This is a genomic window from Corynebacterium sp. AOP40-4SA-5, assembly GCF_052377355.1.
Lineage (GTDB): Bacteria > Actinomycetota > Actinomycetes > Mycobacteriales > Mycobacteriaceae > Corynebacterium.
Genome location: NZ_JBQSWS010000002.1, coordinates 117,391 through 142,837 on the forward strand (window position 1 = coordinate 117,391; position 25,447 = coordinate 142,837).

Genomic DNA, 25,447 nt, shown 5'->3' on the forward strand with positions numbered 1-25,447 from the left:
AGTCGTCAAGGGCGCCGCGTGCCTCACTGGCAGAGTTCCGCCCAGAGCTCCGGTTGTTCCTCCCTGCCGTAGAGACCACCGCAGACCCCCTCGGCCTGTGCAGACCGCCGGTGCTCCGGGGTGTCGCATTCCTGGGTCGAACGCCAGATCCCGTCGCTGTACAGCCCCATGATCGTCAGACCGTCCTCGCACTCGACGAGGGTCGGCTCCGCGACGACCGGCACCTCGGCGACCACCGGCTCCTCCACCGGGGCCGCGGCAGGTTGCGCCACCGACGACTGCCGGTACTCGGTGACGTCGTAGGCCACGTCACCGAGGTTCGAGATGCCCGTCGAAGTGGAGACGGCGAACTGGGGCGTCATGCAGTTCGTCGAGAGGATCCAACCGTCGGAGAGAGTCTCACTCGCGCTGACGGTGTTGGCGGCGTTGAGCAGTTGGGCGTCGAGCAGGATGTCCTCGTTCACCGAACGGAAGGTCACCAGGTAGATCGACAATCCACAGGCGTTCATCGTCGCCGGGAAACGTCCGTGGTCCTCGTCGGGCAGCGGTGTCGGATCGCCGTTCTCGAAGACACGGAGCGTCCCCGACCACGACCGGTACGTCGTGTAGTCGCCCCAGGCCTCGACCGGCTCCGGGACCGGCGCAGGGTTGACGCTCTCGACACCCGCCGACTCGAGGAGCGCGACCGAGTCCATCTCCGGTTCAGCAGGCAGTTCGCCGACCTCATCGACCTCATCGACCTCATCGACCTCATCGACACGGACCGTGTCTGCGTCGGCGCCCGTCCCTGCGGACGCGTCGTCCCCACCTCCGCCCTGCCGGACGAACCACACCCCCAGGCCAGCCACCGCCAGCACCACGATCGCGCCGAGAAGCACGATGATCGCCCTCGCCTGCCTCCGGGAGATCCCCGACGCACCCTGGGCTCCCCGCCCGTCACCACTGAATGGATTTTCACTCACAGAACAAACATACCCTACGGGGTATCGGACCCGCCGTGTTTCCAGCAGGTAAAACCTTCATTCAAACAGTCCCTTGAATGTGCAAACGAGGCTCTCCGGCCGGTAGCGTGATCCCCCGTGACCACCACAGAATCCCCCGGGAGCAGTGCCGCCGAACGCGCAGGACGCGCCGGCAGCGATATCCTCGGCCACGCCGCCGCACGTCGGCGCGTGCTCTCCTGGACCGCGGCACTCACCGTCGCGCTGCTGGTCACGCTCGTCTTCAGCGTCGGCTTCGGCTCGGTGTCCGTCTCCCCGGCCGACTCCGCACGCATCCTCACCCACCACCTGCTCGGCACCGGGTTGGAGGTGCAGGGCGGCACGGACCTCGCCCGGCACGACGCCGTCATCTGGACGATCCGCGCACCGCGGGCCGTCCTCGGGGCCGCCGTCGGTGCCGGCCTCGCCGTCGCCGGGGTCGTCCTGCAGGCCACCGTGCGCAACATCCTCGCCGACCCCTACGTCCTCGGTGTGAACTCCGGCGCCTCCGTCGGCGCCGCGACCGCCATCCTTACCGGCGTAGGGACGGGGATGGGTGCCGGCCTCGGCGACTACGTCCTGCAGACCAGCGCCTTCCTCGGCGCCGTCGTCGCGTCCTTCGTCGTCTTCGGCGTCGCCCGCTCCGGCGGGCGCATCACCCCGACCCGCCTGATCATGGCCGGCGTCGCCATCGGCTACGCCCTGTCCGCGCTGACCAGCTTCCTGATCTTCGCCTCCGACTCCGCCGAGTCCTCGCGCTCGGTGATGTTCTGGCTGCTCGGTTCCCTCGGCCTGGCGTCCTGGTCCGGCCCCCTGGCCGCCGTGGTGGTGGTCGTTCTGGTGGTCACCGCACTGCTGCTCGTCCTCGGCCCCCGCCTCGACGCCCTCACCGCCGGCGACGACACCGCCCTCACCCTCGGCGTGAACCCCGAACGCATGCGCATCCTGCTGCTCGTGCTGTCGTGCCTGCTGGTGGGGACCGTGGTGGCGATGGCCGGCTCCATCGGCTTCGTGGGCCTGGTCGTCCCGCACCTCGCCCGACGCCTCGTCGGCGGTGCCCACCGCGCCGTCATCCCGGTCAGCGCACTGCTCGGCGCGGTCCTGCTGTGCTGGGCCGACATCGGCTCGCGCACCCTGCTCGCCCCGCAGGAGATCCCTGTCGGCATCATCACCGCCCTCGTCGGCGCACCCTTCCTGCTCATCCTCGTCCGCCGCATGCACCACGGAGTCGCCCCATGAAATGCCCCGCAACCACTGCGCCCACCGTGACCACCACGCTGGTCCTGGCGTCCTCCCTGCTGCTCGCGTCCTGCGGCAGCGGCGGCAACGGCAGCACCGACGGCGCCGGGGACGCCGCGATCTCCGTGGAGAACTGCGGCGACACCGTCACCCTCGACGGCCCGCCGGACAACGTCACCCTGCTCAAACCTGCCGCCGTGACCACCCTCGCCGACCTCGGTGTGCTCGACCGGGTCGGCAACCGCGCCGGCCAGTACCCCGAGGAGTACTTCGACGACGCCACCAACCAGGCGCTGGCGGACATCCCCTCGATCACCGACAAGACCGACGAGTCCGGCCACCTGCAGATCTCCCGCGAGGAGGTCGTCGCCGCCGCCCCCGACCTCGTGCTCGGCGAGACCGACACCGTCAACCGGCAGACCCTGGCCAGCTCCGACATCCCGCTGATCGAGGAACCCGCCTTCTGCGACGCCATCGACGGGCCCGTCACCTGGGACGACGTCTGGGACCAGGTCGGACTCTACGGCACCGTCTTCGACCGGCAGGACGTCGCGGCATCCACCGTCGACGACCTGCGCGCCCGGCTCGCCGCCGTCGAGGAGGAGGCGGCCTCCCACGCCGCGGCAGGACGCAGCGTCGCCGTGCTGTACCCCACCGTCGGCGGCGGCGTGACCTACGCCTACGGCGCCGGGTCCATGGCCGCCCCGATCGTCGCCTCCACCGGGGCATCCAACGTCTACGGCGACCAGGCCGACCGCGTCTTCGAGGTCACCGCCGAGGACATCGTGGAGCGCAACCCGGACGTGATCCTCGCCCTGCACTCCGACGGTGGGGAGGAGCAGGTGCTCGACGCCGTCAACCAGATTCCCGGCATCGACCGCACCACCGCCGGACGTTCCCGGCACATCCTGCCGATGCTGCTCAACTACGCCGAACCGCCCACCCCGCTGGCCGTGGACGGCCTGGAGAAACTCACCACCTACCTGCAGGAGAACCCGTGATCACCGCCGAGAACGTGCACGTCGACTTCGGCGCCACCCGCGCACTCGCCGGGGTGGACCTCACCGTGCCCGACGAGGGCACCGTGGGCCTGGTCGGGCCCAACGGCTCCGGCAAGACCACCCTGCTGCGCGCACTCTACGGCTCGGTGACGCCGAGCAGCGGGCGCGTCCTGCTCGACGGTTCCGACCTGCACACGGCCCGACATCGGGACGTGGCGCGCGCGGTCGCCGTCGTCGCCCAGGAGCGTGACGCGACGTCCTCCGGCATGCCGATGAGCGTCGCCGACCTGGTCACCCTCGGCCGCCTGCCGCACCAGGGACGCCTGCCGCGCACCAGCGACCACGACCGTGCCGTGGTCACCGGCGCCCTCGACGCTGTCGGCATGACCGACCTCGCCCGGCGCGACCTCGCCGAACTCTCCGGCGGCGAACGCCAACGCGCCCTCATCGCCCGCGCACTGGCCCAGCAGACCCGCCACATCCTGCTCGACGAACCCACCAACCACCTCGACGTGCGCTACCAGCACGAGATCCTCGAACTCGTCGCCGGACTGCCCGGCTGCGCGGTCGTGCTGCACGACCTCAACCTCGCCGCGCGCTACTGCACCCACATCGTGGTCCTGGACCGTGGCGTTGTCGTCGCCGAGGGAACCCCGGACGAGGTGCTCGTCCCCACCGTCCTGGAACCCGTCTACGGGAGGCGCGTGACACGGGTGGACATCGACGGCGAGATCACCCTCGTCTTCCCCCGCAGTAGTGACCGTGCCACCGACCGCGGACTGGTGGGCCGGCCGTGAGCGTATCCATCCTGCAGTCCCAGCTGGATTCCTACTGGTCTGGACGCGCCGCCGACTACCACGACCACCAGGTCAGCGGGCCGCGCGCGCCGCTGGACCGGCAACTGTGGTCGACGGTGTTCGGGTCCCGGCTGGGAGGCGCCCGGGGCGGCGAGGCGCCGGACGTACTCGACGTGCTCGACGTGCTCGACGTGGGCACCGGCTCCGGGTACCTCGCCAACCTGCTGGCGTCCGCCGGGCACCGGGTTACCGGGGTGGACAGTTCGGCGGGGATGATCGCGGTGGCCGGGGCGTCCGGCGGTGGTGCGCGGTTCGACGTCGGCGACGCCCACGACCCGCAGGTCGGAGGGGTTGACGGCGTAGCCAGCGTTGATGCCGTGGTGAGCCGCTACGTCCTATGGACGCTGCCCGACCCGGTTGCCGCGGCACGGGCGTGGCGACGGATGCTGCGCCCCGGCGGGGTCGTTGTCGCCGTGGACGCCACCTGGTTCCCCCACGGTGTCGACCCGTCGATGAAGGTCCCCTCCGCGGACGGGGAGGACGCCTTCACCCGCACCTACTCCACCTCCACCCTCGACGCGTTACCGCTGGCCACCGCCGCCGACACCGCCGAATTCGGTGCGGTCTTCCGCGAGGCCGGGTTTGCCTCCGTGGAGGTCGACCCGCTGCCCGAGGTTGCCGAGCTCGACCGGCGTTTCGGAGTCGCACCCGGACACGAGTCACGCCCGCACGTGGTGGTCACGGCGCGGGGCTGATGGCTTAGGGCCAATGTCAGCTGAGTCATGCCCCAGGTAGAAGAACGGCGGTTTTTCTACCTGGGGCATGACTCAGGTGACAGGTGATCTGACGGGGGTTCTTCCCTACCCGATGAAGCGCAGGACACCCTCGGCGATCATCGTCGATGCCAGGTAGGTCGAGACGATCACGACGATGCCCACCGGGATGATCTTCCAGCCGATCTGGCGCAGCAGCGGGATGTCCTTGCCGATGCTCAGACCCGCGACCGCCAGCATCATGGTGATCACCGACAGGAAGTCCACGCTGGAGGACACCTCCAGCAACCACGGTGCCACCGGGGAGGCCGGCACGGTCAGCAACGTGCCCACCGTGATCACCACGATGATCGCCGGCAGTTTGCCGCGCGTGAGCTTCGCCACCCCGATACCCGCGGCGGTCAACAGGCTGATCGCCACGAAGGTCAGGACCATGTCCCAGGAGAAACTCCCCGAGGACACCACCGACACCACCACACCGGCGACGCTGATGATCAGCAGCGACACCCACAACGGCAGCTTGACCAGCGGGGCCTCCGTCACCGCGGTGGCCAGCGCCTCGGAGGACTTCAGGGCCTTCGACGACGGCGCCGATGTCGCGCCTGGCTCATCGTCACCCTGGCGCCGCGTGAGGAAGCGGTAGAAACGGTCCGCCAGCGGCAGGGCCACCCACATGCCCAGGTACACCCCGGCGATCGAGGCGATGAGGTTCGCCGTGGTGCTCAACGCCAGGATCTGGTCGGCGAACTCCGGGTGCGCCGCGGTCACCGAGGCCGACCCGGCGGCCATCATCGAGCCCGAACCCACGCCCGCGCCCGCCAGTCGAAGATGCCCAGCGAGGAGGCCAACGAGGCGATCATGCTGATGATCACCGCACCGAACACCGAGCCGAAGATGTACATCGACAGCACGCCGCGGTACTGCTGCGAGTTCGTGCCGAAACGTTCCGTGACCATGGCGAAGGCGCCCTCACGGTCGATGGAGAACGTGGCGCCGACCGTCGCCGAGCCCATGCGCAGCATCACCGCCAGCGGCAGGGCCAGGCAGATCGGGCCGATGATGTTGCCCACCTCCTGCAGCAGCAGCGCCGGGCCGGCGTCCAGCAGGAAGGGGATGTTCGGGCCCAGGGTGAAGGACAACCGGGCGACGAGGACGAGCACCGCCACACCCATGATCACGTTCGCCACGTGCTGCAGGTCGACCGGCAGCGGGCGTACTCGCTGCACCGACACCACCACCCCCATCGCCAGCGCCCAGATCATCGGCAACAGTGTCAGTGCGGCGACACCGAGGGAGATCTCGAGCGTGCCGATGGCCTGGGCGACCGCGGCGATGACCACGATCAGCCCGCCGACCAGCCACAGGCCGCGGTCGCGCAGCCCCGGGGCGATGATGCGCGGCGGCGCCGCGGCGTCCTGCGTGGTGTCGGTCGTCGTGGTGGCGGCCGGTGGTGTCGGCGGGGTCGGTTGTGCCGGTGGTGTCTCGCTCATGGCTTCGTTCTCTTCTCGTGGTGAGTTCCTGCGGTGTGAGGGCCGTGGTCGTCATCCTTGCGGCCGCCCGTCCCCGACGCGCGGGGATGGCGCGAAAGTACTCGACCATGCCCCGGTGTGCGTCCGGGATGCAGGATATGACCGCGAATCAAGGAGCAATTGCAGGATCAGGCAGGAAACACCTCACGGGACGGGGACGGTACGCCCTGTCGCGTCACCGTCGGCGTCGAGCACGTGGCCGAGATGCTTCAGCGAACGCAGCACCACCGACCGGTCCACGATGCGCACCCCGGGCAGCCGCTCCTCGAGCACCGCCTCCAGCCGGTTGACGTCCAGCAGGGACCGCAGCCACGCCGCCATGATCACGTTGTACTCACCGGTCGCGGTGACAACCAGACGCACCTCGTCGATACGGCTAAGCAGCGGGCCGACCTTCGCCAGCTTGTCCGCGGAGACCTGCAGGAAGTACCACACCGACACCGGCCACGGCGTGCGGGCCCGGGCCACGTCGACCCGGATGATGTAGCGGTCGGTCGAGGTCAACGCGGCGACGGCCTCACGGGCCTTACGCGCGGTGATGCCCGCCGCCGCGGCGATGTCGGCGGTGGACGCCCGACCGTCCACCGCCAGGGCTTCCAGCACACCGGCTCGTTCGGCGGTACTGAGCCGCGGCATCGTCGGCGAGGTCGCCGGACGCACCCGCCGGTGGATCTCGGCGACCTCGTCCTTCGACAGGGCCCGCAGCTGCCACTCGCGCGCGTCGGTGACGATCTGCGACACCAGGTGGGTGCGCACCCGCCGCACCCCGTCGAGGCGGCGCACCCGGTCCAGCGTCCAGTCCGCCAGACCGGTGGTGCCCTGGGTCTGCAGGGTGACCATGATGTCGCGCGCGCCGGCGGTGAAGTCGATGGTGAACGCACTCCGCTCGGCGACCAGCGCGTCAGCGACGTCGACGGTGCGTTCCGGACGGCACTCGATCTCGATCAGGGCGATGACCGCGTCCGCGTCGCCGCCGTAGCCGGTCACGTACACCACCCCGTCGGCGCGCAGCTGCGCCCACCGCCGCGCCAGGGTCACCGGGTCCGCGCCCACCACCGGCGCCAACGCCGCCCACGGTGCGCGCGGGGCGACCTGGAGCGCGTGAACAATGCGCTCGTCGAGGGTGCTGAGACCCATTTCCTGCGTGTTGTCGTCCATTTTCGTCACTTCCCTGCCCCGTACCGCCAGAATTGATCGTGTTCACTACCTTAGCCCCGTAACACCGCCCCACCGCCGTACCGCCCAGGAGCACCCATGAACGAGAACGTCACCGCACGCATCGACGCCCACCGCGACCGTCTGCTGGAGATCAGCCACACACTGCACGCCAACCCGGAACTCGCCTTCGCCGAGCACGACTCCGCCGCCCTCGTCGCCGCCGAACTGCGCGACGCCGGCTTCGACGTGACCGTCGGCGTCTACGGCCTCGACACCGCCATCGAGGCCACCTACGGCAGTGGCGAGTTCGTCGTCGCCGTCTGCGCCGAGTACGACGCCCTGCCGTCCATCGGCCACGCCTGCGGCCACAACATCATCGCCACCGCCGGGCTCGGCGCGGCCCTGGGTCTGGCGGAGATCGCCGACGAGGCCAGCATCCGGGTCAAACTCCTCGGCACGCCCGCCGAGGAGCACGGCGGCGGCAAGGTGCTCATGCTGCGCGAGGGCGCCTGGGAGGACGCCACGATCTCGCTGATGGTCCACGGCGGCCAGGACGCCGGCGACGGTGCCGACGCCCGCTGCAGCGACTTCACCAGCCAGGCCGTCGACCGGTTCAAGGTCACCTACACCGGCACACCCGCCCACGCCGCGGCCGCCCCGCAGAAGGGTGTCAACGCCCTCGACGCCGCGACGATCGCCCTGACCAGCATCGGCCTGCTGCGCCAGCAGCTCGCCGACTCCGTGCGCGTGGCCGGCGTACTCACCGAGGGCGGGCACGTCACCAACATCATCCCGGACCACACCGAGGTCGACGCCGAGGTCCGCGCCTTCGACATGGACATCCTGGAGGACGCCAAGCGCCGGGTGATGGACTGCTTCGAGGCCGGCGCCCTGGCCTCCGGCTGCTCCTGGGAGTGCGAGCCGACCGAGCCGCGCTACGCCAGCCTGGTGCAGGAGCCGCTGCTCGCCGACGCCTGGAACACCGCCCTGGTCGACCTGGGACGCACCGTCGCCGCGCACCCCGGCAACGTCGGCGGGTCCACCGACATGGGCAACGTCTCCCAGGTCGTCCCCTCGATCCACCCGATGATCTCCCTGCTCGGCCACGAGGCCCCGCCGCACACCGTCGGTTTCGCCGCCGCCGCGGCCACCCCCGCCGGCGACGAGGCCGCGATCGTGGCGGCCAAGGGGCTCGCCCTGGCCGCCGCCACCGTGGCAACTACCCCCGAAACCAGGGCTGACCTGCTGGCCCGCCAGGCGGCGCGGCCCGTGGGTGCCACCACGGTAGAGTCCTGACGATGTCAGCTACGTCGATCACGTCAGCCACGTCGATCACGTCGGTGTACGTCTCCGCACTCGACCTGTTCTCCATCGGCATCGGCCCGTCATCGTCCCACACCGTGGGACCGATGCGCGCCGGTGCGGACTTCGCACGCCGCGCCGCCGCCCTGCCGGGCCTCACGCGGGTGCGCGTGCAGCTCTACGGGTCACTGTCGGCGACCGGTCACGGCCACGGGACGCCGGACGCCGCGGTCGCCGGGCTCGCCGGCGCGCAGCCGGAGACGTGCGACCCCGACGCCGTCCGCGGTGCTTGGGGCAGGCTGAACGACGACTCCCACCTGCTGGTCGACGGCACCGTGGACGTGCCCTTCACCCGTGACGACGTGGTTCTCAACCCACCGTCCTCCGGCCTGCGCCACCCCAACACCATGGTGCTGCAGGCGTGGACGGACGGGGAGGCACCTGCCGAACCTGCACTGGAGGAGACCTACCTCTCCGTCGGTGGCGGATTCATCGAGCGCGTCGGCGAACAGGTCACCGAGGAAGCGTCCGGCAACGGTGCCGGCGCCGGCGCCGGCCCGGGCTTCCGCACCGCCGCCGAACTCCTCGCCCTGTGCACCGACGGGCGCAGCGTCGCCGACGTCGCCTGGGCCGCCGAGTGCGCCCGCCGCGACCCCGACGAGGTCACCGCCGGACTCGACGCCATCTGGGCGGCGATGCGCACCTGCGTGGACGCCGGCCTGCACACCGACGGCGTCCTGCCCGGACGCCTGCACGTCCCCCGACGCGCCGCGGCGATGCGCCGCCGCCTGGAGGACGACCCGGCCTCCGCCGTCGACGCCTGGCTGCACGTCTACGCCCTGGCCGTCAACAAGGAGAACGCCGGCGGCGGACGCGTGGTCACCGCCCCCACCAACGGGGCCGCCGGCATCATCCCCGCCATCCTGCACTACATGTGGCGTACCACTCCGGACGCCACCCTGCGCGACGTGCGCACCTTCCTGCTCACCGCCGCCGCCGTGGGCTCGCTGATCAAGGCCAACGCCTCGATCTCCGGCGCCGAGGGCGGCTGCCAGGCCGAGGTCGGCTCCGCCTGCGCGATGGCCGCCGCCGGTTTCTCCACCTGCGCGGCGGCACCGCCGCCCAGGTGGAGAACGCCGCCGAGATCGCCGTGGAACACCATCTCGGCCTGACCTGCGACCCCATCGGCGGGCTGGTGCAGATCCCCTGCATCGAACGCAACGCCGTGGCCGCGTCCACCGCCGTCACCGCCGCCCGCCTGGCGCTGGCCGGCGACGGCTCCCACATCGTCTCCCTCGACGCGGTCATCCAGACCATGCGTGAGACCGGTGCGGACATGAACGACAAGTACAAGGAGACCAGCCGCGGCGGCCTGGCCGTCAACGTGGTGGAGTGCTGAGCGCGCGCGCCTCGCGCGCCGCATCCACCCTGTCCCAGATCACGCTGCCCGCCACGAACGCCAGGCACGTCACCCCGAACAGCGGGGCGACGAACCCGTAGGCCACCAGCGCGACGACGAGCACCACCGTGCCGGCGGTGGGACGCTCCCACCCTGCCCGACGCGGCGGCCCGGCGAGGCGTCCGGCGGGCCTGCGCCGCCACCACATCGCGTAGCCCCAGCACACCATCGCGATGATCGCCGCCGCCAGCGCGCCGAGCACCAGCTGGTTCGGCAGGCCGAACAGCGTGCCCATGTGCAGCTGGATCAGCCAGCCCGTCGCCATGGCCGCCACCGGCCAGTCGGCGAAGTCCAGACGCTCGGTCACCTCACCGGTGGCCCAGTCGATCGCCACGGCGTCGTTGGTCAGCCGGTAGGCCACCCGGTCCTCCGTCGCCGTCCACGCCTGCCCCTCCGCGCTCGGCGGGGTGATCGTCACCGGCGTGCGCAGCTCCTCCACCGCCGTCTCCGCGACGCGGTCGACCGAACCCTGGTTCAGGCCGCTGACCCGCACCGGGGAGGACGCCCCGGCAGCGACGCCGTGCCCGGCGTGACCGGCATGGCCACCGGAAGCGGTGCCGGCGGCGTCCGGTGCGTCCGGTGCGTCCTGCATCCCCGGCAGCGACGCCGACACCGACGGCGTACCCCAGCTCAGCTTCTCCCGCACGTCCCCGATCGTGCTGCCCGCCACCGATGACCAGGTCAGCCCCGTCACCGTGAGGAACACCATGCCCACGGCCACGAGGGTGCCCGTCGCCCCGTGCAGGCGCATCGTGCGCGTGCGTCCGCGACCGCCAGTGCGCAACATCGCCCGCAGCCTGGCGGTGGACCCCCGGCCCGACTTCTGGCCCGATTTCTGGCGCCGCCACCACATCACCACACCGCCGACGGCCAGCACGCCCAGCCAGCTCGCCGCGGTCTCCGAGTACAACCGGCCCGGTTCGCCCAGCCACGCCGTGCGGTGGCCCTCGGCGATCCACTGGCGCAACGGCAACGACCCGGCACTGCCGTACTGGGTGGTGTCGCCGGTGACCTCGCCGGTCCACGGGTCCAGGAACACCGCCTGCACCGTGGACTCCGGCAGCTCCGGGTCGGTGAACAGGACGCGGGTCGTCTCGTCGTCGTCGCCGAGGCGTACCCCTGCCAACACCAGGTCCGGGTGCTCGGCCTGCGCGGTGTCCACCAGGTCGCTGACCGGCAGACGTTCACCCGCTCCCGCACCTTCCGGCGCCTCGGCGGTGAGCATCGAGTGGTTCATCACCTGCTCCACCGTGGGGGCGAACGCGTAGAGCAGACCCGTCACCGAGGCGATGAGGATCAGCGGGGCGCAGAGTACCCCGGCGAAGAAGTGCAGGCGCTTGAGCAGCCCGTTCACCTGGCGGTCGTCGGTGCGCGACGTGGCGCGGCCGGGCGGTCGGAGAGAGTCAGGAAGAGTTGGGGTCACGGTGCAGTTGTCGGATCCACGGTCCCTCCGGTTCCGGACCCTCCCACCGTGGGGGTGTCACCGGGCACACCGCAGCACCCCCGGACGTGATCCCGGCGACGGTCCGGAACTCTTCTGACGATAGAACCGACTAGTAGTGTGACCCGCAACAGCGACTCCCTCCACACCTTCCAGGAGTGTTCCCATGACCGTCACCACGACGCGACGCCTCGCCGCCGCCTCCCTCGCCGGCGTCCTCGCCCTCGGCCTCACCGCCTGCGGCAACGACGACGACAGCGGCGACAGCAGCGCAGGCAGCTCCAGCAGTGCAGCGTCGGCGACCACGGACCAGTCCGCCGAGCAGTCCGACGACCAGTCAACGGACGCGCTCACCCTCACCGACGGCTACGTCGGCGCGAAGGACACCGAGACCTCCATGACCGCCGTCTTCGGCGAGCTGACCAACACCACCGACGAGGACATCCACCTCACCCGTGTCACCGGTGACCTGGAGGGTGTCTACCAGTTCCACGAGACCGTCGACGGCATCATGCAGGAGACCGAGGACGGCCTCACCGTGCCCGCCAACGGCAGCATCACGATGGAGCCCGGCGGCAGCCACATCATGATCATGGAGAACAACGACGAGATCGCCGCCGGCGACGCCCTCACCCTCACCCTCACCGCCGAGGACGGCACCACCTACGAGGTCGCCGACATCCCCGTTCGCGTGCAGCAGTCCGCCCACGAGGACTACGGCACCGGCGATACCGACGACGCCACCGACGATGCGGCTGAACACGACGAGCATGCCGGGCACTAGTCCCCACCGCGTCACCCGCCGCGGCTTCCTCGGAAGCCTCGGCACTCTCGGCGTGCTCGGCGCGTCCGCCGCCGTCACCACGTCCTGCGCGCAGGACGCCGGCGGGACGCAGGACGCCGCAGCGTCCGGCGCGGCCGGGCCGTCCTCCGTGCCCTTCGACGGGGTACACCAGTCCGGCGTGGCGACCGCGCCGCAGGCGCACAACACCACCGTCGCGTTCACCCTGCGCGACGGTGCCGACCGCACCACCGTGCAACGCCTGCTGCGCATCTGGACCGGTGACGCCCGACGTCTCTGCTCCGGCGACCCCGTACTCGCCGACCTGGAACCCGAGCTCGCCAGCGACCCCGGGAACCTCACCGTGACCTGCGGCTTCGGCCGGGGACTCTATGAGGCCGCCGGGATCGCCGACAAGGCGCCGTCCTGGCTGAAACCCCTGCCCCACTTCACCGGCGACGCCCTCGACGACACCTGGGGCGGACGCGACGTGGTCCTGCAGATCTGCGGCGACGACCGCACCACCGTCTCCCACGCGCTTCGCGTCCTCGTGCGCGGCGGCGCCGACCACGCCCGGCCGTCCTGGAGCCAGACCGGCTTCCTCGACATCCCCGTGCACGACGGCGACCCCGGCACCCCGCGCAACCTCTTCGGCTTCAAGGACGGCACCGTCAACCCGCGCTCCGACGCCGAGTTCGACGCCCAGGTGTGGAACGACGACGGCGGGACCTGCATGATCGTGCGCCGGGTGGCCTTCGACATGCCCGAGTGGGAGTCCGTGGACCGCGGCACCCGCGAGGTCGCCATGGGACGCACCATCGTGGAGGGCGCCCCGCTGAGCGGCGGCGGCGAGTTCAGCGACGTCGACGTGAACAAACTCGGCCACGACGGCCTGCCCCTGATCGACACCCACTCCCACGTGGCGATGGCCACCTCGCGCAACGGCGACGCCGAACGCATGCTGCGCCGCGCCTACAACTACGACCTGCCCGTCACCGCCGGGCCCGCCGGCCTGCAGGACGCCGCGTTGATCGACCTCTCCGACACCGGACTGATCTTCACCTGCTTCCAACGCGACCCGGACACCGCGTTCATCCCGGTGCAGCGCCGCCTCGCCGACGGCGACCGGCTGAACGAGTGGATCACCCACGTCGGCTCCGCCGTGTTCCACGTGCCCGGCGGGACGACCGAGGACGAGTACTGGGGCGAGTCGCTGCTGGGGTGAGTGGGGTTGGGTTCATTCCGACCGACCCCGCGTCGTGTACAGGATCCGGGCGTTCCGTGGCACGGGAGGCCCGAATCCGGCACGCGACGCGGGGTGAGGACTCAGGTCGTGGACGAACCGGCACCCCAGCCCACGACGGCACCGCGATCATGTGCGACAACTACATGTGGCAACTCAACCAGGGGCAGACGCCGAGCCACCCGTGGGTCGACGGGCAGATCGCCTGGTCGGAGTGCCTGGAGGCCAACACCGCCGAGCAGTGCCGGGAGCTGCTCAACGACTGACGCCGTTCAGCCCGGCGTCACTCACATCAGGAAGACGAAGCAGAAGACGGTGGCGATGATCATCGCCGCCATGAACAGCAATGTCACCACGTCGGCGGTGGAGGAACCGGGGATCTCCTGGCGCTCGTACTCCTCCCACTCGTCGTCAGCGTCGTCGATGTCGTCGATGTCGTCGACGTTATCGGCCCCCTCGACGTACTCCCCGTCCTCCAGATTCTCCGCGTCAAAAGACTGCGACTGCGACATCACGACACCAACCCAATTACCTCGTAGACGACCGTGCCGATGAGGATCACGAACATGACCGCCATGAACCACGTGTAGACCCATTTGCCCTTGTGGTCGGTCTTCCAGAACCGACGCATGCTCACCGTCCCGTTCACCATGGCCAGCACGCACAGGGTAATGCTGAGCGGTGTGGCGACCATGCCCGCCGCGCTGACGACGGGCACGAGGATCGGCACCAGCAGGTAGGTGATCGTGCAGCGCACCGCGGAGAACACGATGGCCCAGCGGAACGCGCGGTGTGCGCCGGCCAGGGCCTCCATGTCGATCCGGTCGATCTCCTTGACGCGCAGCAGCCGGAGCATGAACCGGTCCGCGGCGGACACGGACCGCTCCCGTGCGGGCGCGGCAGGAGTGCCGGCGTCACCGGCACCGTCGGCCGCCGCGGCCGGGACATGGCTGATTGTGGACATGTCTCCCAGATTAGCTTCTCCGGTGGACAGGGTCATATCTGCGAGGTGCGGGCACCGGCCTCCCGCCCGCCGACGCCGCGGACTGCGGTGGCCCGCCCTGCTCCCGGCTATCCTCAGGTGCGGAACACCCCACCATCCCCGCGACAGAAAGCAGCCGACACCTTGGGACGCCACCACGCCCCCGCCCCCGCGAGGAAGAACAGGAACGCGCAGGACGCACCGGACGCCCCAGCGTCCGACGTAGCGTCCGACGCCTCTGCGGCGCCGCACGGCGCGCACGGTCCACACGGTCACAGCCACGTGCACAGCCACGGACCGTCCGACGACCGTCCGCTGCGCGAGCGCATGCACCCGCGCAACCTCGACCCGCGCCGGATCACCTGGACGCTTCCGCGCTCGATCCTGTTCATCGTCCTGGTGGCCGGTTTCGTCGCCACCGCCGTGGCCGTGGTGGCGCAGTGGCCGCAGGGTGAGCCGGAGACCGGCGACAGCTTCCACCAGACCTCGGGTCTGGCGCAGGAGGTGTCGACCGGGACCGTCGCCCTGGAGACCACCGGGGCGTGCAACTCTCCGTCGATCGGGCGGTCCTTCGACACCTCCCCACCCTCGGCGCACCCCAGCGCCAACGGTGCGGACGCCACGACATGCGACCAGGTCATCGTGGACATCACGTCCGGCCCCGAGGAGGGACGCCGCACCCTGCTCGCCGTCACCGACTCCGAGGGGTCCGCCGAGCTGCCCGTGGGCCAGGACATCCTGATGACCACCGGCACCACCGAGGACGGCTCGCACACCTACGGCTTCCAGGACTACGAGCGCACCACCCCGGTGTGGATCTGGCTGCTGCTCACCGTGGTGGCGATCGTGGTGGTCGGTGCGTGGCGCGGCTTCCGCTCGATCCTGGGGCTCGGGGTCACGCTCGGGATCTTCGGGGTCTTCCTGCTGCCCGCCCTCGCGCGTGGCGGTGACCCGGTGCTGCTGGCGGTCACGGCGTGTTCGGCGGTGCTGTACCTGGCGTTGTTCCTGGTGCACGGGATGAGCTGGAAGACGGCGTCCTCCCTCGGCGGCACGTTGGCGGCGATGCTGGTGGGCACCGCGCTGGCGTGGCTGGCGATCGACACCAACCAGCTGCGCGGGCTGGCCGACGAGAACAACATGCAGATCATGCTGTACCTGCCCGGCCTGTCGATCAGCGGGCTGCTGCTCGCCGGGTTCATCATCGGCACCCTGGGTGTGCTCAACGACGTGACCGTGGCGCAGGCCTCCACCATCGCCGAACTGCGGCAGCTCGACCCGACCGCCTCGAACCTGCGCCTCTTCGGCACGGCGATGCGGGTGGGACGCGACCACCTGGCGTCCACGGTGTACACGCTGGTGCTGTCCTACGCCGGTGCCGCACTGCCGCTGCTGGTGCTGCTCAGCGTGTCCGGACGCGACCTCGGGCACATCCTGACCTCCGACATCATGGCCACCGAGCTGATGCGCTCGGTCACCGGTTCCTTGGCGCTGGTCGCCGCGGTACCGCTGACCACCGCGATCGCGGCGGTGACGACGTCGTCGGTGTGGCGCCAGAAACAGACCCAGAAACAGACCCAGTCGCACTGATTCCCGCGTGTGCCGTTCCGGCAACCCGTGTTGCCGCCCCGCCCGCGGCGCAGCAAGATCGTGGTCATGAGAGCACACGACATCATCATCATCGGCGGTGGCGCGGCCGGTCTCAGCGCCGCCGAGCTGCTGGGACGCGCCCGCCGCGACGTCCTCGTCATCGACTCCGGCGCCCCGCGCAACCGCTTCGCCACGAACATGCACGGCGTCCTCGGTCACGACGGCCTGCCCCCGCTCGACCTGCTGGAGAAGGGACGCACGGAGCTGGCGTCCTACGGCGTCTCACTGACCACCAACGACATCGCGTCGGTCACCGAGGTCGTCCGCGGCCTGAAGGTGACCTGCGCCGACGGCACCGTGGAGTACGCCCGCGCCGTCCTCGTGGCCACCGGCATCGACGACGTCCTCCCGGAGATCCCGGGTCTCGCCGGGCACTGGGGCGACAGCATCTTCCAGTGCCCCTACTGCCACGGGTGGGAGCACCGCGACCAGCGCATCGGTGTGCTGGCGTCCTCCCCCATGCTCTTCGGGTACGCCCAGCTCCTGCGGAACTGGACCGCGGAACTCACCGTCTTCGTCACCGCGCAGGACGTCGCGGACGCGCTGGACGACGCCACGCGCCAGCGCCTCGAGGCGCGCGGCGCCACCATCGTCACCTCACCGGTCGCCGAGGTGCTCTCCACCGACGGTGCGCTCACCGGCGTGCGCACCCAGGACGGTTCGGTCCACGCGGTCGACGCGATCGGGCTGCACCCGCAGGCCCGGCCGCGTGACACCTTCCTCGCCCCGCTCGACCTGCAGCGCACCGAGCTGCCCGGCATGGGCTCCTTCCTCGCCACCGACGAGTTCGGACGCACCAGCCACCCACGTGTGTGGGCCGCGGGCAACGTGATCGACCCGCGCCTGAACGTGCCCGCCTCCACCGGGCAGGCGTCGATGACCGCCGGCATGCTCAACACCACGCTGGTCACGGAGGACACCGACAACGCCGTGCACGCGCTCACCGCCCCGACCTCGCACGACGCCTGGCCGGACGTCGCCGACGACGACTTCTGGGAGGAGACCTACGCCCAGGCACCGCCGCGCTGGTCGGGACGCCCGAATTCTGCCCTGGTCCGGGTGCTCACCGAGGAGCTCGGTGCCACGCGAGGCCGTGCCGTGGACATCGGCTGCGGCGAGGGCGCGGACACGATCTGGCTCGCGCGGCAGGGCTGGGACGCCCTGGGAGTGGAGGTGTCGTCCACCGCGGCCCAGCGCTCGCGGGACGCTGCTGTCGCCGCCGGTGTCGACGGTGTCCGCTTCACCGACGCCGGCGTGCTGGGGATCCCCGACGGGGAGCGCTTCGACCTGGTCACCGCCAGTTACCTGCACGCCCCCTCGCAGGGTCGGCGCTCCTCCCTGCTGCTCAATGCCGGTGAACTGGTCTCCCCCGGCGGCCACCTGTTCATCCTGTCGCACGTGATGCCCGACGCCGCGCCCGAGGAGTCCGGTGCCGTCGACGCCCTGGGCTTCGACCTCGACGCCTGGGAACTCGTCCGCGACGAGACGGTGGACCGCGCGGTCATCGGTTTCGACGGGGAGATCGGCGGGCACCCGGACCGCGTCGTCCTGCTGCGCCGGAGGTAGGTACTGCACTGCCCCACCTTGAACCCTCGGCCTCCTCGTCACGCCGCCCAGCCGCCCAGCCACCCAGCGACCGAGGCGCTTGTCGGTTCCGAACTCCCAGGGGCAGGGCACTGCGACGGTCACGTCGGGCTCTATCTCGCACCACCTGACAACGCGATCATGCTGTGCGCCGGCACCTACGCGACCCGCAAGACCGCCGGGGTGAACGACCGGCCGCCAGAAGTGGTTGCCGACGCCCACTGCTGAGCCGTGGCGTCCTAACCGGTCACACCGGTCAGTTCGTTCGGGGTCTCCGGGAGCTCCGCGGAGGTCAGGATCTCTCCGTTGGACAGGTCCACCACGTGAAGCTCGTTGCTGGACGGTTCAGAGACATAGGCCCGGTCTCCCTGCACGAACAGGGTGGGGCGGGCTTCCTGCCATTCCACCGGCTCCTCCCACTCATCCACGACATCCCATGCGTCGGTTTCCTCGCCAGTCTCCGGGTCGATGACGTGCAACTTACCGTCGGTGCCGAGCACCAGAGCCTCACCCTCCGGCCCGCGGGCCAGCGAGCGGAAGCTGTAGGACGTCCCCAGCTCGACGAGTCGTGCGGTGTTGTCCTCGGTGTTCGTCAGCTTGATCCTGGTCGGACGCTCCAGTTCTGCGTCCTCGTCCACCTTGTAGTCACCGAGTACCACCGGGGACTCGTCGGTGCCGGCCTGGTTTCCGGTGCGTCCGTAGCTGTCCTCGGCGTCGATCTTGGTGAATTCACCGTCCTTGTAGACCAGGACGCCGTCCTCACAGCCGAAGGAGACCGCCTCGCCCGCTGCGGTCGCCTCACCGTGCACGCCTTCGCAGTCGTTGCTGGAGGCGATCTCTTCGCCGTCGGAGCTGAGCGCGACAACGGTGTCCCGGTGCTCGTCCGTTCCTTCGGTGTGCAGCAGGGTCCCGTCCGACAGCTCGACGGCGACACCGTGGTGGGGGTCGTCCGTCTCCTGCACGGTCGGCTCCGGAACATCGTCGCCGTCACCGCCGGAGATGTCCAGGAAATCCTCTGCCGTGAACAGCTGGATCCTCCCGTCGCCGTCACCGAACAGGGCGACATTGCCGTCGTGACTGACGACGTGACCGGGGGTGTCGGTGCCGAAGACGGTGTCGGTGAGGACGGGATCACCGGCGTAGCTGTGGGTGTGGTCGCCGTGCGGCTCGGTCCAGACGCCGACGTCGATGAGCTGGAATCCGTCACCGGTGGACAACAGAACGTGACGACCATCGCCGAGCGGGTTCACCCGGTTGAAGCCGTCGATCTTCTCGTCCGAGATCACCTCCAGGGTGTTGGCGTCCAGCGTGAGGTAACCACCGTCGTAGGTGGTCAGGATGCGTGGCTCCGCTGCATCGACCTCCTGTGCCTCGGCAGCAGGTTCATCACCGTGGTCGTGCCCGTCGTGCGACGTCTCCTCGGCCGAGGTGTTGTCGCTGCTGCCGCTCTCGTCGGAGGAGCAGGCGGACAGGGCCAGGACGGCGGAGAGGCTCGCAGCGACCGCAGCGGTGGCGCTGCGGCGGATGCGGCGTGGGTTGTGAATCAGGAATGTTGAGGACATGATGGGTCTCCTTCTTGAGGGGCAGATGAAAGTCAGGTGTCAGCTGAGCGCATCACTGATGCGCTCGGCGTTGGTGCGTTGCATGTCGATGTAGTTCCCTGCCTCGCCGTCCGGCTCGGTGAGCGACTCGGTGAACAGGGGGACGACATCGACGGTGATTCCGGCCTCGTCGGCGAGGACGTCGGCGAGGCGCTGGGGCTGGGAGGAATCTGCGAAGATCGCCGGGACCCGGTTGTCACGGATGGTGGTGCTCAGGTCCCGCAGGTCCGCCGCCGACGGTGCTGCCAGGGTCGTACCACCGGGAACGACCGTGCCGATCACGTCGTAGCCGAAGCGGTCGGCGAGATAGCCGAACACGTGGTGGTTGGTCACCAGTTTCCGGCGGTCCTCCGGCACAGAGCCCAGGAGCTCCGTCACCTCGGTGTCGAGGTCGTCCAACTCCGCTCGGTATGCCTCGGCGGAGGACCGGATCTGCTTGCCGACGTCATTGTCGACCGCGTCTACCAGGTGGTCGGCGATGATGTCGGCGGCGGTGACCATGCGGCCGGGATCCGTCCAGAAGTGCGGGTCAAGGTCTCCCTCGTCCCCTCCTGAGGCGTAGGGCAGCGGGGCGATCTCGTCACCGACCTCGAGGACGTCGACCCCCTCGTCACGGGCGTTGTCGAGGTTCGATTCAAGTCCTTCCTCGAGCCCGAGGCCGTTGGCGACGATGAGATCGGCCTGCTGCATGTCCCCGGCCTCACGGGCGGAGATGCCGAAGGAGTGCGGGTCGGCGTTCGGCTTCATCAGTACCCGGACATCCGCGGCATCGCCGACAAGGCGGGAGACGACGTCGCCGAGGATGTTCGTGGTGACCACGATGCTCGGGCGGCCGGAGTCACTGCCACAGGCCACGAGGACGGATGCGAGCACCCCGGAGACCAGTGCTGCGGTGAGGGTCCGGAGGCGGTTCATCACTTGTCCCCCGTCACAGCGATTGCCGCCGGGTGTCCACCGACGTCGACGCTGCGGGCTTCGCGCAGGTTGTCGAGCACATCGCGCTCGGAGACCGTGCCAGCTACCGGATCGGAGACATATCCGCGCTCCCGGGTGAGGACGACCGACGGAGCCGTGTCGCCACCGCCGTCCACCAGCTGTCGCTGCGCGGTGACTTCGCCGGAGCCGGCGTCGACCACATATCCCGTGCCGTCCTCGTCAACGGCGAAGACGGTCGAGTCGTCCGGTGCGACAGCGGCGGAGACCACCGGAGCGTCTGTTCCGGCGATCCGCCATTCTCCGGACTCCGGATCGAGAACGCCGAGGCCGCCGTCCTCGAACGGTGCGGCCACGAGGTCCCGGCCCGCCACCAGCGACCACGCACGCCCGTGCGCGTCCTGCGGATACGGGGTGACGGTGGCGTTGAGATCGTCGTCCACCGTGAGGACACCGTCCCCGCAGGCGAAAGCCACGTGGTCACGGAGTCCAACCAGCCCGTGGATCTCAGGGCAGGTGTGTTCACCGGTGAGTTCGTCCGACACGTCCTCACCACTGGCGTCGTACAGGGAGATCTCCCCGGGGAGTTCCTCGTCGTCGACCCCGGGGACCGTGGTCAGGACGTGGTCCTCGAAAGGAACTGCGATGCCATGGTGGGCACCGACCTCGAAAGAGACGTCCTCGGCCAGTTCTCCGTCACCGAGTCCCTGCCGCGGGAAGACCTTCACCGCGCCGTCGCCGTCGAAGAACATCGCGACCTGCGAACTGTTGGAGACGACATGGCCGGGAGTGTCGCCGTCCACCGTGCCGACCTCGGACGGTTCGGCCCGGTAGTAGTGGCTGTGGTCGCCGTGGTCGACGGTCCACACGCCGGTGTCCGTGACGGTGACACCTGCATCGTCCGCAGTGAACAGGAACCGACCGTCAGATTCCTTGAGCACGGCGGTCCCAACCCCTTCGGGCTCTCCCGGCGCCTCCACGGGGTCCCCCGTCAGCAGGTCGACCAGGGTGATTCCACCACCGTCGGCGTCGACGGCGGACAGTCTCAGCTGCGGTTCTGTGGCTTCATCAGCTCCTTCGACATAGCCGTGGGGCGTCTCTGCTGTACCGGAGGCAGTGGCCGATTCCGTCCCGGAGTCCTCCGTCCCACAGGCGGACAGTCCCACGACCAGGGTCAGGACGGCGAGGACGGCGGCGAGCCGACCGGCCGGGACAGGTGGTCGAGCGCGTGTTCTGCGCAGTAGCGTCATCGTTCTCCTCTACTGATAATGATTATCATTTGCATTACGGGAGGTGACTCTACACAGAACCGTCTTTGCCGCCAACACGACCAGGAAGCTGACACCGCCGAGCAGGGTCACCGTCGCTCCGGCAGCGGTCTCCGCAAACCAGCTGACCAGTAGACCGACGTAGACCTGCACCACTCCGATCGCGGCCGCAACCGCCATGACCCGACCGATCCCCCGGACCAGCAGCAACGCCGTCGCCGGCGGACCGATCAACAGACCGAAGACCAGCAGTGTGCCGACCACCTGGAACGACGCCACCGTCGCCAGCGCGACGAGAACCAGCATCCCCACGTGAGCCGCCCCGGGACGCATACCGAGGGTGTGTGCCTTGCACTCGTCGAACGTCAACGCGGTGAACGGTCGGTGCAGTACAACGCAGGCCAGCCCACCGACCACGGCAGCCACTGCGATGACCACGACGTCGCCACCCGTGACACCGAGGACGTCACCGAAAAGGAAGGCGGTGAGGTCCACCGCAAAGGAACCCGAGTGCGACACGACCACCACACCCAGCGACAGCATCGTGATGAACTGCAGGCCGATACTCACGTCCTGCGACAACCGCGACGTGCGACTGACCGTCACGACACCCAGGGCCATCACCATCGCACTGACGGCCGCCCCGAGCATGAGGTTTCCACCGACGAGCGCCGCGACCGCCACCCCGGGCAGCATGCCGTGACTCATCGCGTCCCCGAAAAACGCGAGCCCCCGGAGGACGACCCACGTGCCGATACACGCACAGAGCACGGCGGCGAACCCACCGGCCAACAAAGCCCGGAAGACAAACGAGACCTCGAGAGGAGCAATGAGAAGTTCCATTTGATAATGATTACCATTATCATCAAGGAATGCGTGAACCGCTCCACCTCGACAGCATCTCCCACCGCTACGCCCGGGTCCCCGCTCTCCGGGACATCACCCTCACGGTCGATCCGGGTACCGTCACCGCCCTCGTCGGCGGCAACGGTTCCGGGAAGTCCACCCTGCTCGGCATCCTCGCCGGCACCCTGCGTCCCACGTCAGGTACCGTCACCGGGGTCCCGGAGAACACGGCTCTGGTCCCCCAGCACAGCGCCGTTCCCGACCTGTTCCCCGTCACCGTCCGCAGGACCGTGTCCATGGGACGTTGGCGGCACCGTGGGCTGCTCCGTCCCCTCACCCGGCACGACAGGGCCGTCGTCGACACCTCCATGGCACGCATGGGGATCACCGACCTGGCCGACCGCACCCTCGGCGACCTGTCCGGCGGACAGCGCCAGCGCACCTTCATCGCCCAGGGACTGGCACAGCGGGCCCCGCTGCTGCTTCTCGACGAACCACTGTCTTCGGTGGACACCACCACGGTCGCGTTGATCGACAGAGCCGTCCACGAGGTGACCCGGGCCGGCACCACGGTCGTGATCGCAACCCACCACCGCCACCAGGCGGACGGTGCGGGCCGGGTCATCGTCCTCGACCACGGGAGGGTGGTGGAACCGACATAACCCCATGCCCCACCGCAACGCCTACGGGATGAGCTCCAGGATGGCGGCGGTCAGGGCCTTGCGCTGTGCGTCGGTCAGGGCGTCGTCGTGGACGTGGTCGTGCAGCCACAGGCCGTCGGCGAGGATCTGCACCAGGTACGCCGCGCGCGCCAGGGCGGCGTCCTGCTCACCGACACCGTCACCGTCCACCCCGTCCACGGACGGCAGCCAGCGCCGGTCCACGTCGCGCCAGACCTCCGCGAAGTCGCGGTGGGTGCGTGAGTCCACCTGCAGCAGCAGGTCGGCGCGGGTCGCCGAGCGGCTCAGCGACAGCACCATCGCCCGCAGCCGGTCGGCCTGCGACACCTCGGACGCCGGGCCACCGGCGACGGCGACCAGCTCGTCCTCCCACTGTCCGGCGAGGAACCGGTGCACCCCCAGCATCAGCTCGTGGCGGGAGGGGAAATGGTAGATCAGCCCGGACTTGGACATGCCGGACGCCTCGGCGAGTGACTCGTAGGTCACCGCGTCCAGACCGTCGGACTCGATGATCCCGACGGCGGCGCGCAGGATCACGTCCTTCTTACTCGTGCGCAGAGTACTTCGCCTCCTTCGGGTTTCCACGGAAACACCAGGCAGTCACCAGGGCGGCGACCACAGCGACGATACCCGCGATCACGAGCACCAGCAGGTAGCCGGTGTCGTAGGCGCTGGACGCCGCCGCACCGAACACCGGGTGGTCGACCCCGTGGTCCACGTCGTCGGCCACCTCGGCCGGGGCGCGCAGCGAGTAGAACATCGGCATCAGGCTACCGAGGATCGCCACGGACAGCAGGGTACCGAACTCGTAGGAGATCGCCTCCACCGAGGACGCCATGCCTGCCTTGCTCTCCGGGGCGGACCCGATGATCGCCGAGGACGACACCGACATCACGCAGCCGGAACCGACACCCACCAGGCCCAGCCCGATGACCGCGGCCCACAGCGGCTGGTCCGGCACGGCCCACACGACCACGGCCACACCGAGCGCCACCACGGAGAAACCACCGGTGATCAGCGTGCGGAAGCCCAGTCGGTGCAGGTTCATGCCACCGAGGATCGACGCCGGGATCGCAGGGACGGCCGCCGAGGCCACCAGCAGCCCGGCCTCCAGGGGGCTGAAGCCGCCCGAGGTCTGGAAGCGCTGCGTGGTCATCAGCTCGGTGCCTGCCAGCACGAACATGGCGAACATGGCCGCCAGGGTGCCGCCGGCGAACATGCGGTCACGGAAGATGCCGAACTCCAGCAGGGCGGGCATCCCACGCCGGCGCAGCAGCCCCTGACGGTGCGCGAACAGCACCGCACCCAGCACACCCACCGCGGCGGAGGCCAGGACGAGTCCGCCGGAGCCCTCGGAGTTCGCCAGCTCCTTGATCGCCATCACGGCACCGACCATGGTCAGCATCGCCCACACCGAGGACAGCACGTCCCAGTGCCGGGACGGGTCGGCCTGGTTCGCCGGGGCGTACACGGCGGTGGCCACGAGGATCACCACGACCACGGGCACGTTGATCAGGAAGACGGTGCCCCAGTGGAAGTGCTCGAGCAGGAACCCGCCGAGCACCGGGCCGGACGCCGCACCGACGACCGCGATCGACCCCCAGATGCCGATGGCGGTGTTGCGTTCGCGCACGTCGGTGAAGGTCTGCCGGATCAGGGCGAGGGTGGCGGGCATCATCGTGGCCGCACCGAAGCCGAGGACGGCGCGCGCGGCGATGAGCATCCACGCGCTCGGGGAGAAGGCCGCGAGCAGCGATCCCAGGCCGAAGACGCTGACACCGGTGAGGAACATGACCCGGTGGCCGATCTTGTCGCCCAGGGTGCCGGTGCCGAGCAGCAGCCCGACGAGCACCAGCGGGTAGGCGTTGATGATCCACAGTCCCTGCAGTGCGGTGGTGTGCAGTTCGTCGCGCAGCACCGGCAGGGCCGTGTAGAGGATGGAGTTGTCCGCACCCACGAGGAACAGGCCCAGGCTGATGATGCCCAGGAAGCTCCAGCGCTGGGCGGGTGTGGTGGCCGCGGCGTTCCCGGTGCCGCCGGTGCCGCCGGACGGACGTCCCACCGTCCGTCCCGTCGCCGTGGTCGTGTCGCTCACTTTTCCTTACCTCCTGCGTTTGTTATGTCTGAGACCCGGAACTGTACCGAACGTACGTTACAGTTACAACTCCTGTGAGGCGGCTCACCAGGGACGTTCCCGGTATCC

The 25,447-nt window shown here is 69.8% G+C and carries 22 protein-coding genes and 2 pseudogenes; 12 read left to right on the forward strand and 12 right to left on the reverse strand.

Annotation, left to right across the window (positions count from 1 at the left end):
• Window positions 1-23 precede the first annotated feature (23 nt).
• On the reverse strand, window positions 24-962 hold the full coding sequence (locus ACT3S3_RS01685) for a hypothetical protein (RefSeq protein WP_301444123.1): 939 nt from the start codon (window positions 960-962) through the stop codon (window positions 24-26).
• A gap of 117 nt (window positions 963-1,079) precedes the next feature.
• Between ACT3S3_RS01685 and ACT3S3_RS01690 the strand changes: the two genes are divergently transcribed.
• From ACT3S3_RS01690 to ACT3S3_RS01705, 4 genes are read left to right on the forward strand one after another with little or no spacing between them, the layout of a single operon-like run.
• The gene (locus ACT3S3_RS01690) at window positions 1,080-2,219 is read left to right on the forward strand and encodes a FecCD family ABC transporter permease (protein ID WP_444626077.1); all 1,140 of its coding nucleotides are present in this window, start codon (window positions 1,080-1,082) and stop codon (window positions 2,217-2,219) included.
• Window positions 2,216-3,220, forward strand: coding sequence for an ABC transporter substrate-binding protein (locus tag ACT3S3_RS01695; protein ID WP_444626079.1), 1,005 nt, complete (start codon window positions 2,216-2,218; stop codon window positions 3,218-3,220). The genes ACT3S3_RS01690 and ACT3S3_RS01695 overlap by 4 nt, the downstream gene beginning before the upstream one ends.
• Window positions 3,217-4,017, forward strand: a complete 801-nt coding sequence (locus tag ACT3S3_RS01700; RefSeq protein WP_444626081.1) for an ABC transporter ATP-binding protein — start codon at window positions 3,217-3,219, stop codon at window positions 4,015-4,017. Before ACT3S3_RS01695 ends, ACT3S3_RS01700 begins: the two co-directional genes overlap by 4 nt.
• Window positions 4,014-4,772, forward strand: a complete 759-nt coding sequence (locus ACT3S3_RS01705; protein ID WP_444626083.1) for a class I SAM-dependent methyltransferase — start codon at window positions 4,014-4,016, stop codon at window positions 4,770-4,772. The genes ACT3S3_RS01700 and ACT3S3_RS01705 overlap by 4 nt, the downstream gene beginning before the upstream one ends.
• Window positions 4,773-4,877: 105 nt before the next feature.
• Here ACT3S3_RS01705 and ACT3S3_RS01710 read toward each other — a convergent pair.
• Both ACT3S3_RS01710 and ACT3S3_RS01715 read right to left on the reverse strand, forming a co-directional pair.
• Window positions 4,878-6,280: pseudogene (locus ACT3S3_RS01710) on the reverse strand (DUF3100 domain-containing protein).
• 183 nt (window positions 6,281-6,463) lie between these two features.
• A complete protein-coding gene (locus ACT3S3_RS01715) occupies window positions 6,464-7,477 on the reverse strand; it encodes an Lrp/AsnC family transcriptional regulator (protein ID WP_301443759.1) in 1,014 nt (337 codons plus the stop codon).
• A gap of 96 nt (window positions 7,478-7,573) precedes the next feature.
• Between ACT3S3_RS01715 and ACT3S3_RS01720 the strand changes: the two genes are divergently transcribed.
• Both ACT3S3_RS01720 and ACT3S3_RS01725 read left to right on the forward strand, forming a co-directional pair.
• On the forward strand, window positions 7,574-8,773 hold the full coding sequence (locus ACT3S3_RS01720; RefSeq protein ID WP_301443758.1) for an amidohydrolase: 1,200 nt from the start codon (window positions 7,574-7,576) through the stop codon (window positions 8,771-8,773).
• A 44-nt stretch (window positions 8,774-8,817) separates the two neighbouring features.
• A pseudogene (locus tag ACT3S3_RS01725) lies at window positions 8,818-10,178 on the forward strand (L-serine ammonia-lyase).
• On the opposite strand, the gene ACT3S3_RS01730 reads toward ACT3S3_RS01725, so the two are convergent.
• Window positions 10,159-11,661 carry a PepSY-associated TM helix domain-containing protein gene (locus tag ACT3S3_RS01730; RefSeq protein ID WP_444626085.1) on the reverse strand — a complete coding sequence of 501 codons (1,503 nt, stop codon included), beginning with the start codon at window positions 11,659-11,661 and terminating at the stop codon, window positions 10,159-10,161. The pseudogene ACT3S3_RS01725 and the gene ACT3S3_RS01730 overlap by 20 nt on opposite strands.
• Before the next feature lie 184 nt (window positions 11,662-11,845).
• Between ACT3S3_RS01730 and ACT3S3_RS01735 the strand changes: the two genes are divergently transcribed.
• The 3 genes from ACT3S3_RS01735 to ACT3S3_RS01745 all read left to right on the forward strand — a co-directional run bounded on the left by ACT3S3_RS01735 (window position 11,846) and on the right by ACT3S3_RS01745 (window position 13,969).
• On the forward strand, window positions 11,846-12,463 hold the full coding sequence (locus tag ACT3S3_RS01735) for a copper chaperone PCu(A)C (RefSeq protein WP_444626087.1): 618 nt from the start codon (window positions 11,846-11,848) through the stop codon (window positions 12,461-12,463).
• Window positions 12,450-13,685, forward strand: coding sequence for a Dyp-type peroxidase (locus ACT3S3_RS01740; protein WP_444626088.1), 1,236 nt, complete (start codon window positions 12,450-12,452; stop codon window positions 13,683-13,685). The genes ACT3S3_RS01735 and ACT3S3_RS01740 overlap by 14 nt, the downstream gene beginning before the upstream one ends.
• Before the next feature lie 149 nt (window positions 13,686-13,834).
• A complete protein-coding gene (locus tag ACT3S3_RS01745) occupies window positions 13,835-13,969 on the forward strand; it encodes a hypothetical protein (protein WP_301443989.1) in 135 nt (44 codons plus the stop codon).
• A gap of 21 nt (window positions 13,970-13,990) precedes the next feature.
• Here the strand turns inward: ACT3S3_RS01745 and ACT3S3_RS01750 are convergent, their stop codons facing one another.
• Complete coding sequence (locus ACT3S3_RS01750; RefSeq protein ID WP_301443988.1) at window positions 13,991-14,215, reverse strand: hypothetical protein; 225 nt, start codon at window positions 14,213-14,215, stop codon at window positions 13,991-13,993.
• Entirely contained in the window at window positions 14,215-14,667 is a 453-nt protein-coding gene (locus tag ACT3S3_RS01755) for a hypothetical protein (protein WP_444626089.1), read from the reverse strand. The genes ACT3S3_RS01750 and ACT3S3_RS01755 overlap by 1 nt, the downstream gene beginning before the upstream one ends.
• A gap of 162 nt (window positions 14,668-14,829) precedes the next feature.
• Between ACT3S3_RS01755 and ACT3S3_RS01760 the strand changes: the two genes are divergently transcribed.
• Window positions 14,830-16,272: a YibE/F family protein gene (locus ACT3S3_RS01760; RefSeq protein ID WP_444626090.1), complete on the forward strand. Its 1,443-nt coding sequence runs from the start codon at window positions 14,830-14,832 to the stop codon at window positions 16,270-16,272.
• Between the two features lie 66 nt (window positions 16,273-16,338).
• Window positions 16,339-17,898: a bifunctional NAD(P)/FAD-dependent oxidoreductase/class I SAM-dependent methyltransferase gene (locus ACT3S3_RS01765; RefSeq protein WP_301444017.1), complete on the forward strand. Its 1,560-nt coding sequence runs from the start codon at window positions 16,339-16,341 to the stop codon at window positions 17,896-17,898.
• A 257-nt stretch (window positions 17,899-18,155) separates the two neighbouring features.
• Here ACT3S3_RS01765 and aztD read toward each other — a convergent pair whose 3' ends face one another.
• The 4 genes from aztD to aztB form a co-directional block, all read right to left on the reverse strand.
• Window positions 18,156-19,442, reverse strand: coding sequence for a zinc metallochaperone AztD (gene aztD / locus ACT3S3_RS01770; RefSeq protein ID WP_444626172.1), 1,287 nt, complete (start codon window positions 19,440-19,442; stop codon window positions 18,156-18,158).
• 75 nt (window positions 19,443-19,517) lie between these two features.
• Entirely contained in the window at window positions 19,518-20,432 is a 915-nt protein-coding gene (aztC, locus tag ACT3S3_RS01775; RefSeq protein ID WP_444626092.1) for a zinc ABC transporter substrate-binding protein AztC, read from the reverse strand.
• The gene (locus tag ACT3S3_RS01780; protein ID WP_444626094.1) at window positions 20,432-21,700 is read right to left on the reverse strand and encodes a hypothetical protein; all 1,269 of its coding nucleotides are present in this window, start codon (window positions 21,698-21,700) and stop codon (window positions 20,432-20,434) included. The genes aztC and ACT3S3_RS01780 overlap by 1 nt, the downstream gene beginning before the upstream one ends.
• Before the next feature lie 9 nt (window positions 21,701-21,709).
• Window positions 21,710-22,561 (reverse strand): zinc ABC transporter permease AztB, encoded by an 852-nt coding sequence (gene aztB / locus ACT3S3_RS01785; RefSeq protein WP_444626095.1) that lies wholly within the window; start codon window positions 22,559-22,561, stop codon window positions 21,710-21,712.
• 29 nt (window positions 22,562-22,590) lie between these two features.
• Here aztB and aztA point away from each other — a divergent pair, with 29 nt between their 5' ends.
• On the forward strand, window positions 22,591-23,226 hold the full coding sequence (aztA, locus tag ACT3S3_RS01790; protein ID WP_444626096.1) for a zinc ABC transporter ATP-binding protein AztA: 636 nt from the start codon (window positions 22,591-22,593) through the stop codon (window positions 23,224-23,226).
• A gap of 21 nt (window positions 23,227-23,247) precedes the next feature.
• On the opposite strand, the gene ACT3S3_RS01795 is transcribed toward aztA, so the two are convergent.
• Together ACT3S3_RS01795 and ACT3S3_RS01800 are read right to left on the reverse strand one after the other, a co-directional pair.
• Window positions 23,248-23,802 carry a TetR/AcrR family transcriptional regulator gene (locus ACT3S3_RS01795; protein WP_301442796.1) on the reverse strand — a complete coding sequence of 185 codons (555 nt, stop codon included), beginning with the start codon at window positions 23,800-23,802 and terminating at the stop codon, window positions 23,248-23,250.
• Window positions 23,789-25,306: an MFS transporter gene (locus tag ACT3S3_RS01800; protein ID WP_301442795.1), complete on the reverse strand. Its 1,518-nt coding sequence runs from the start codon at window positions 25,304-25,306 to the stop codon at window positions 23,789-23,791. Before ACT3S3_RS01800 ends, ACT3S3_RS01795 begins: the two co-directional genes overlap by 14 nt.
• Between the last annotated feature and the right edge of the window lie 141 nt (window positions 25,307-25,447).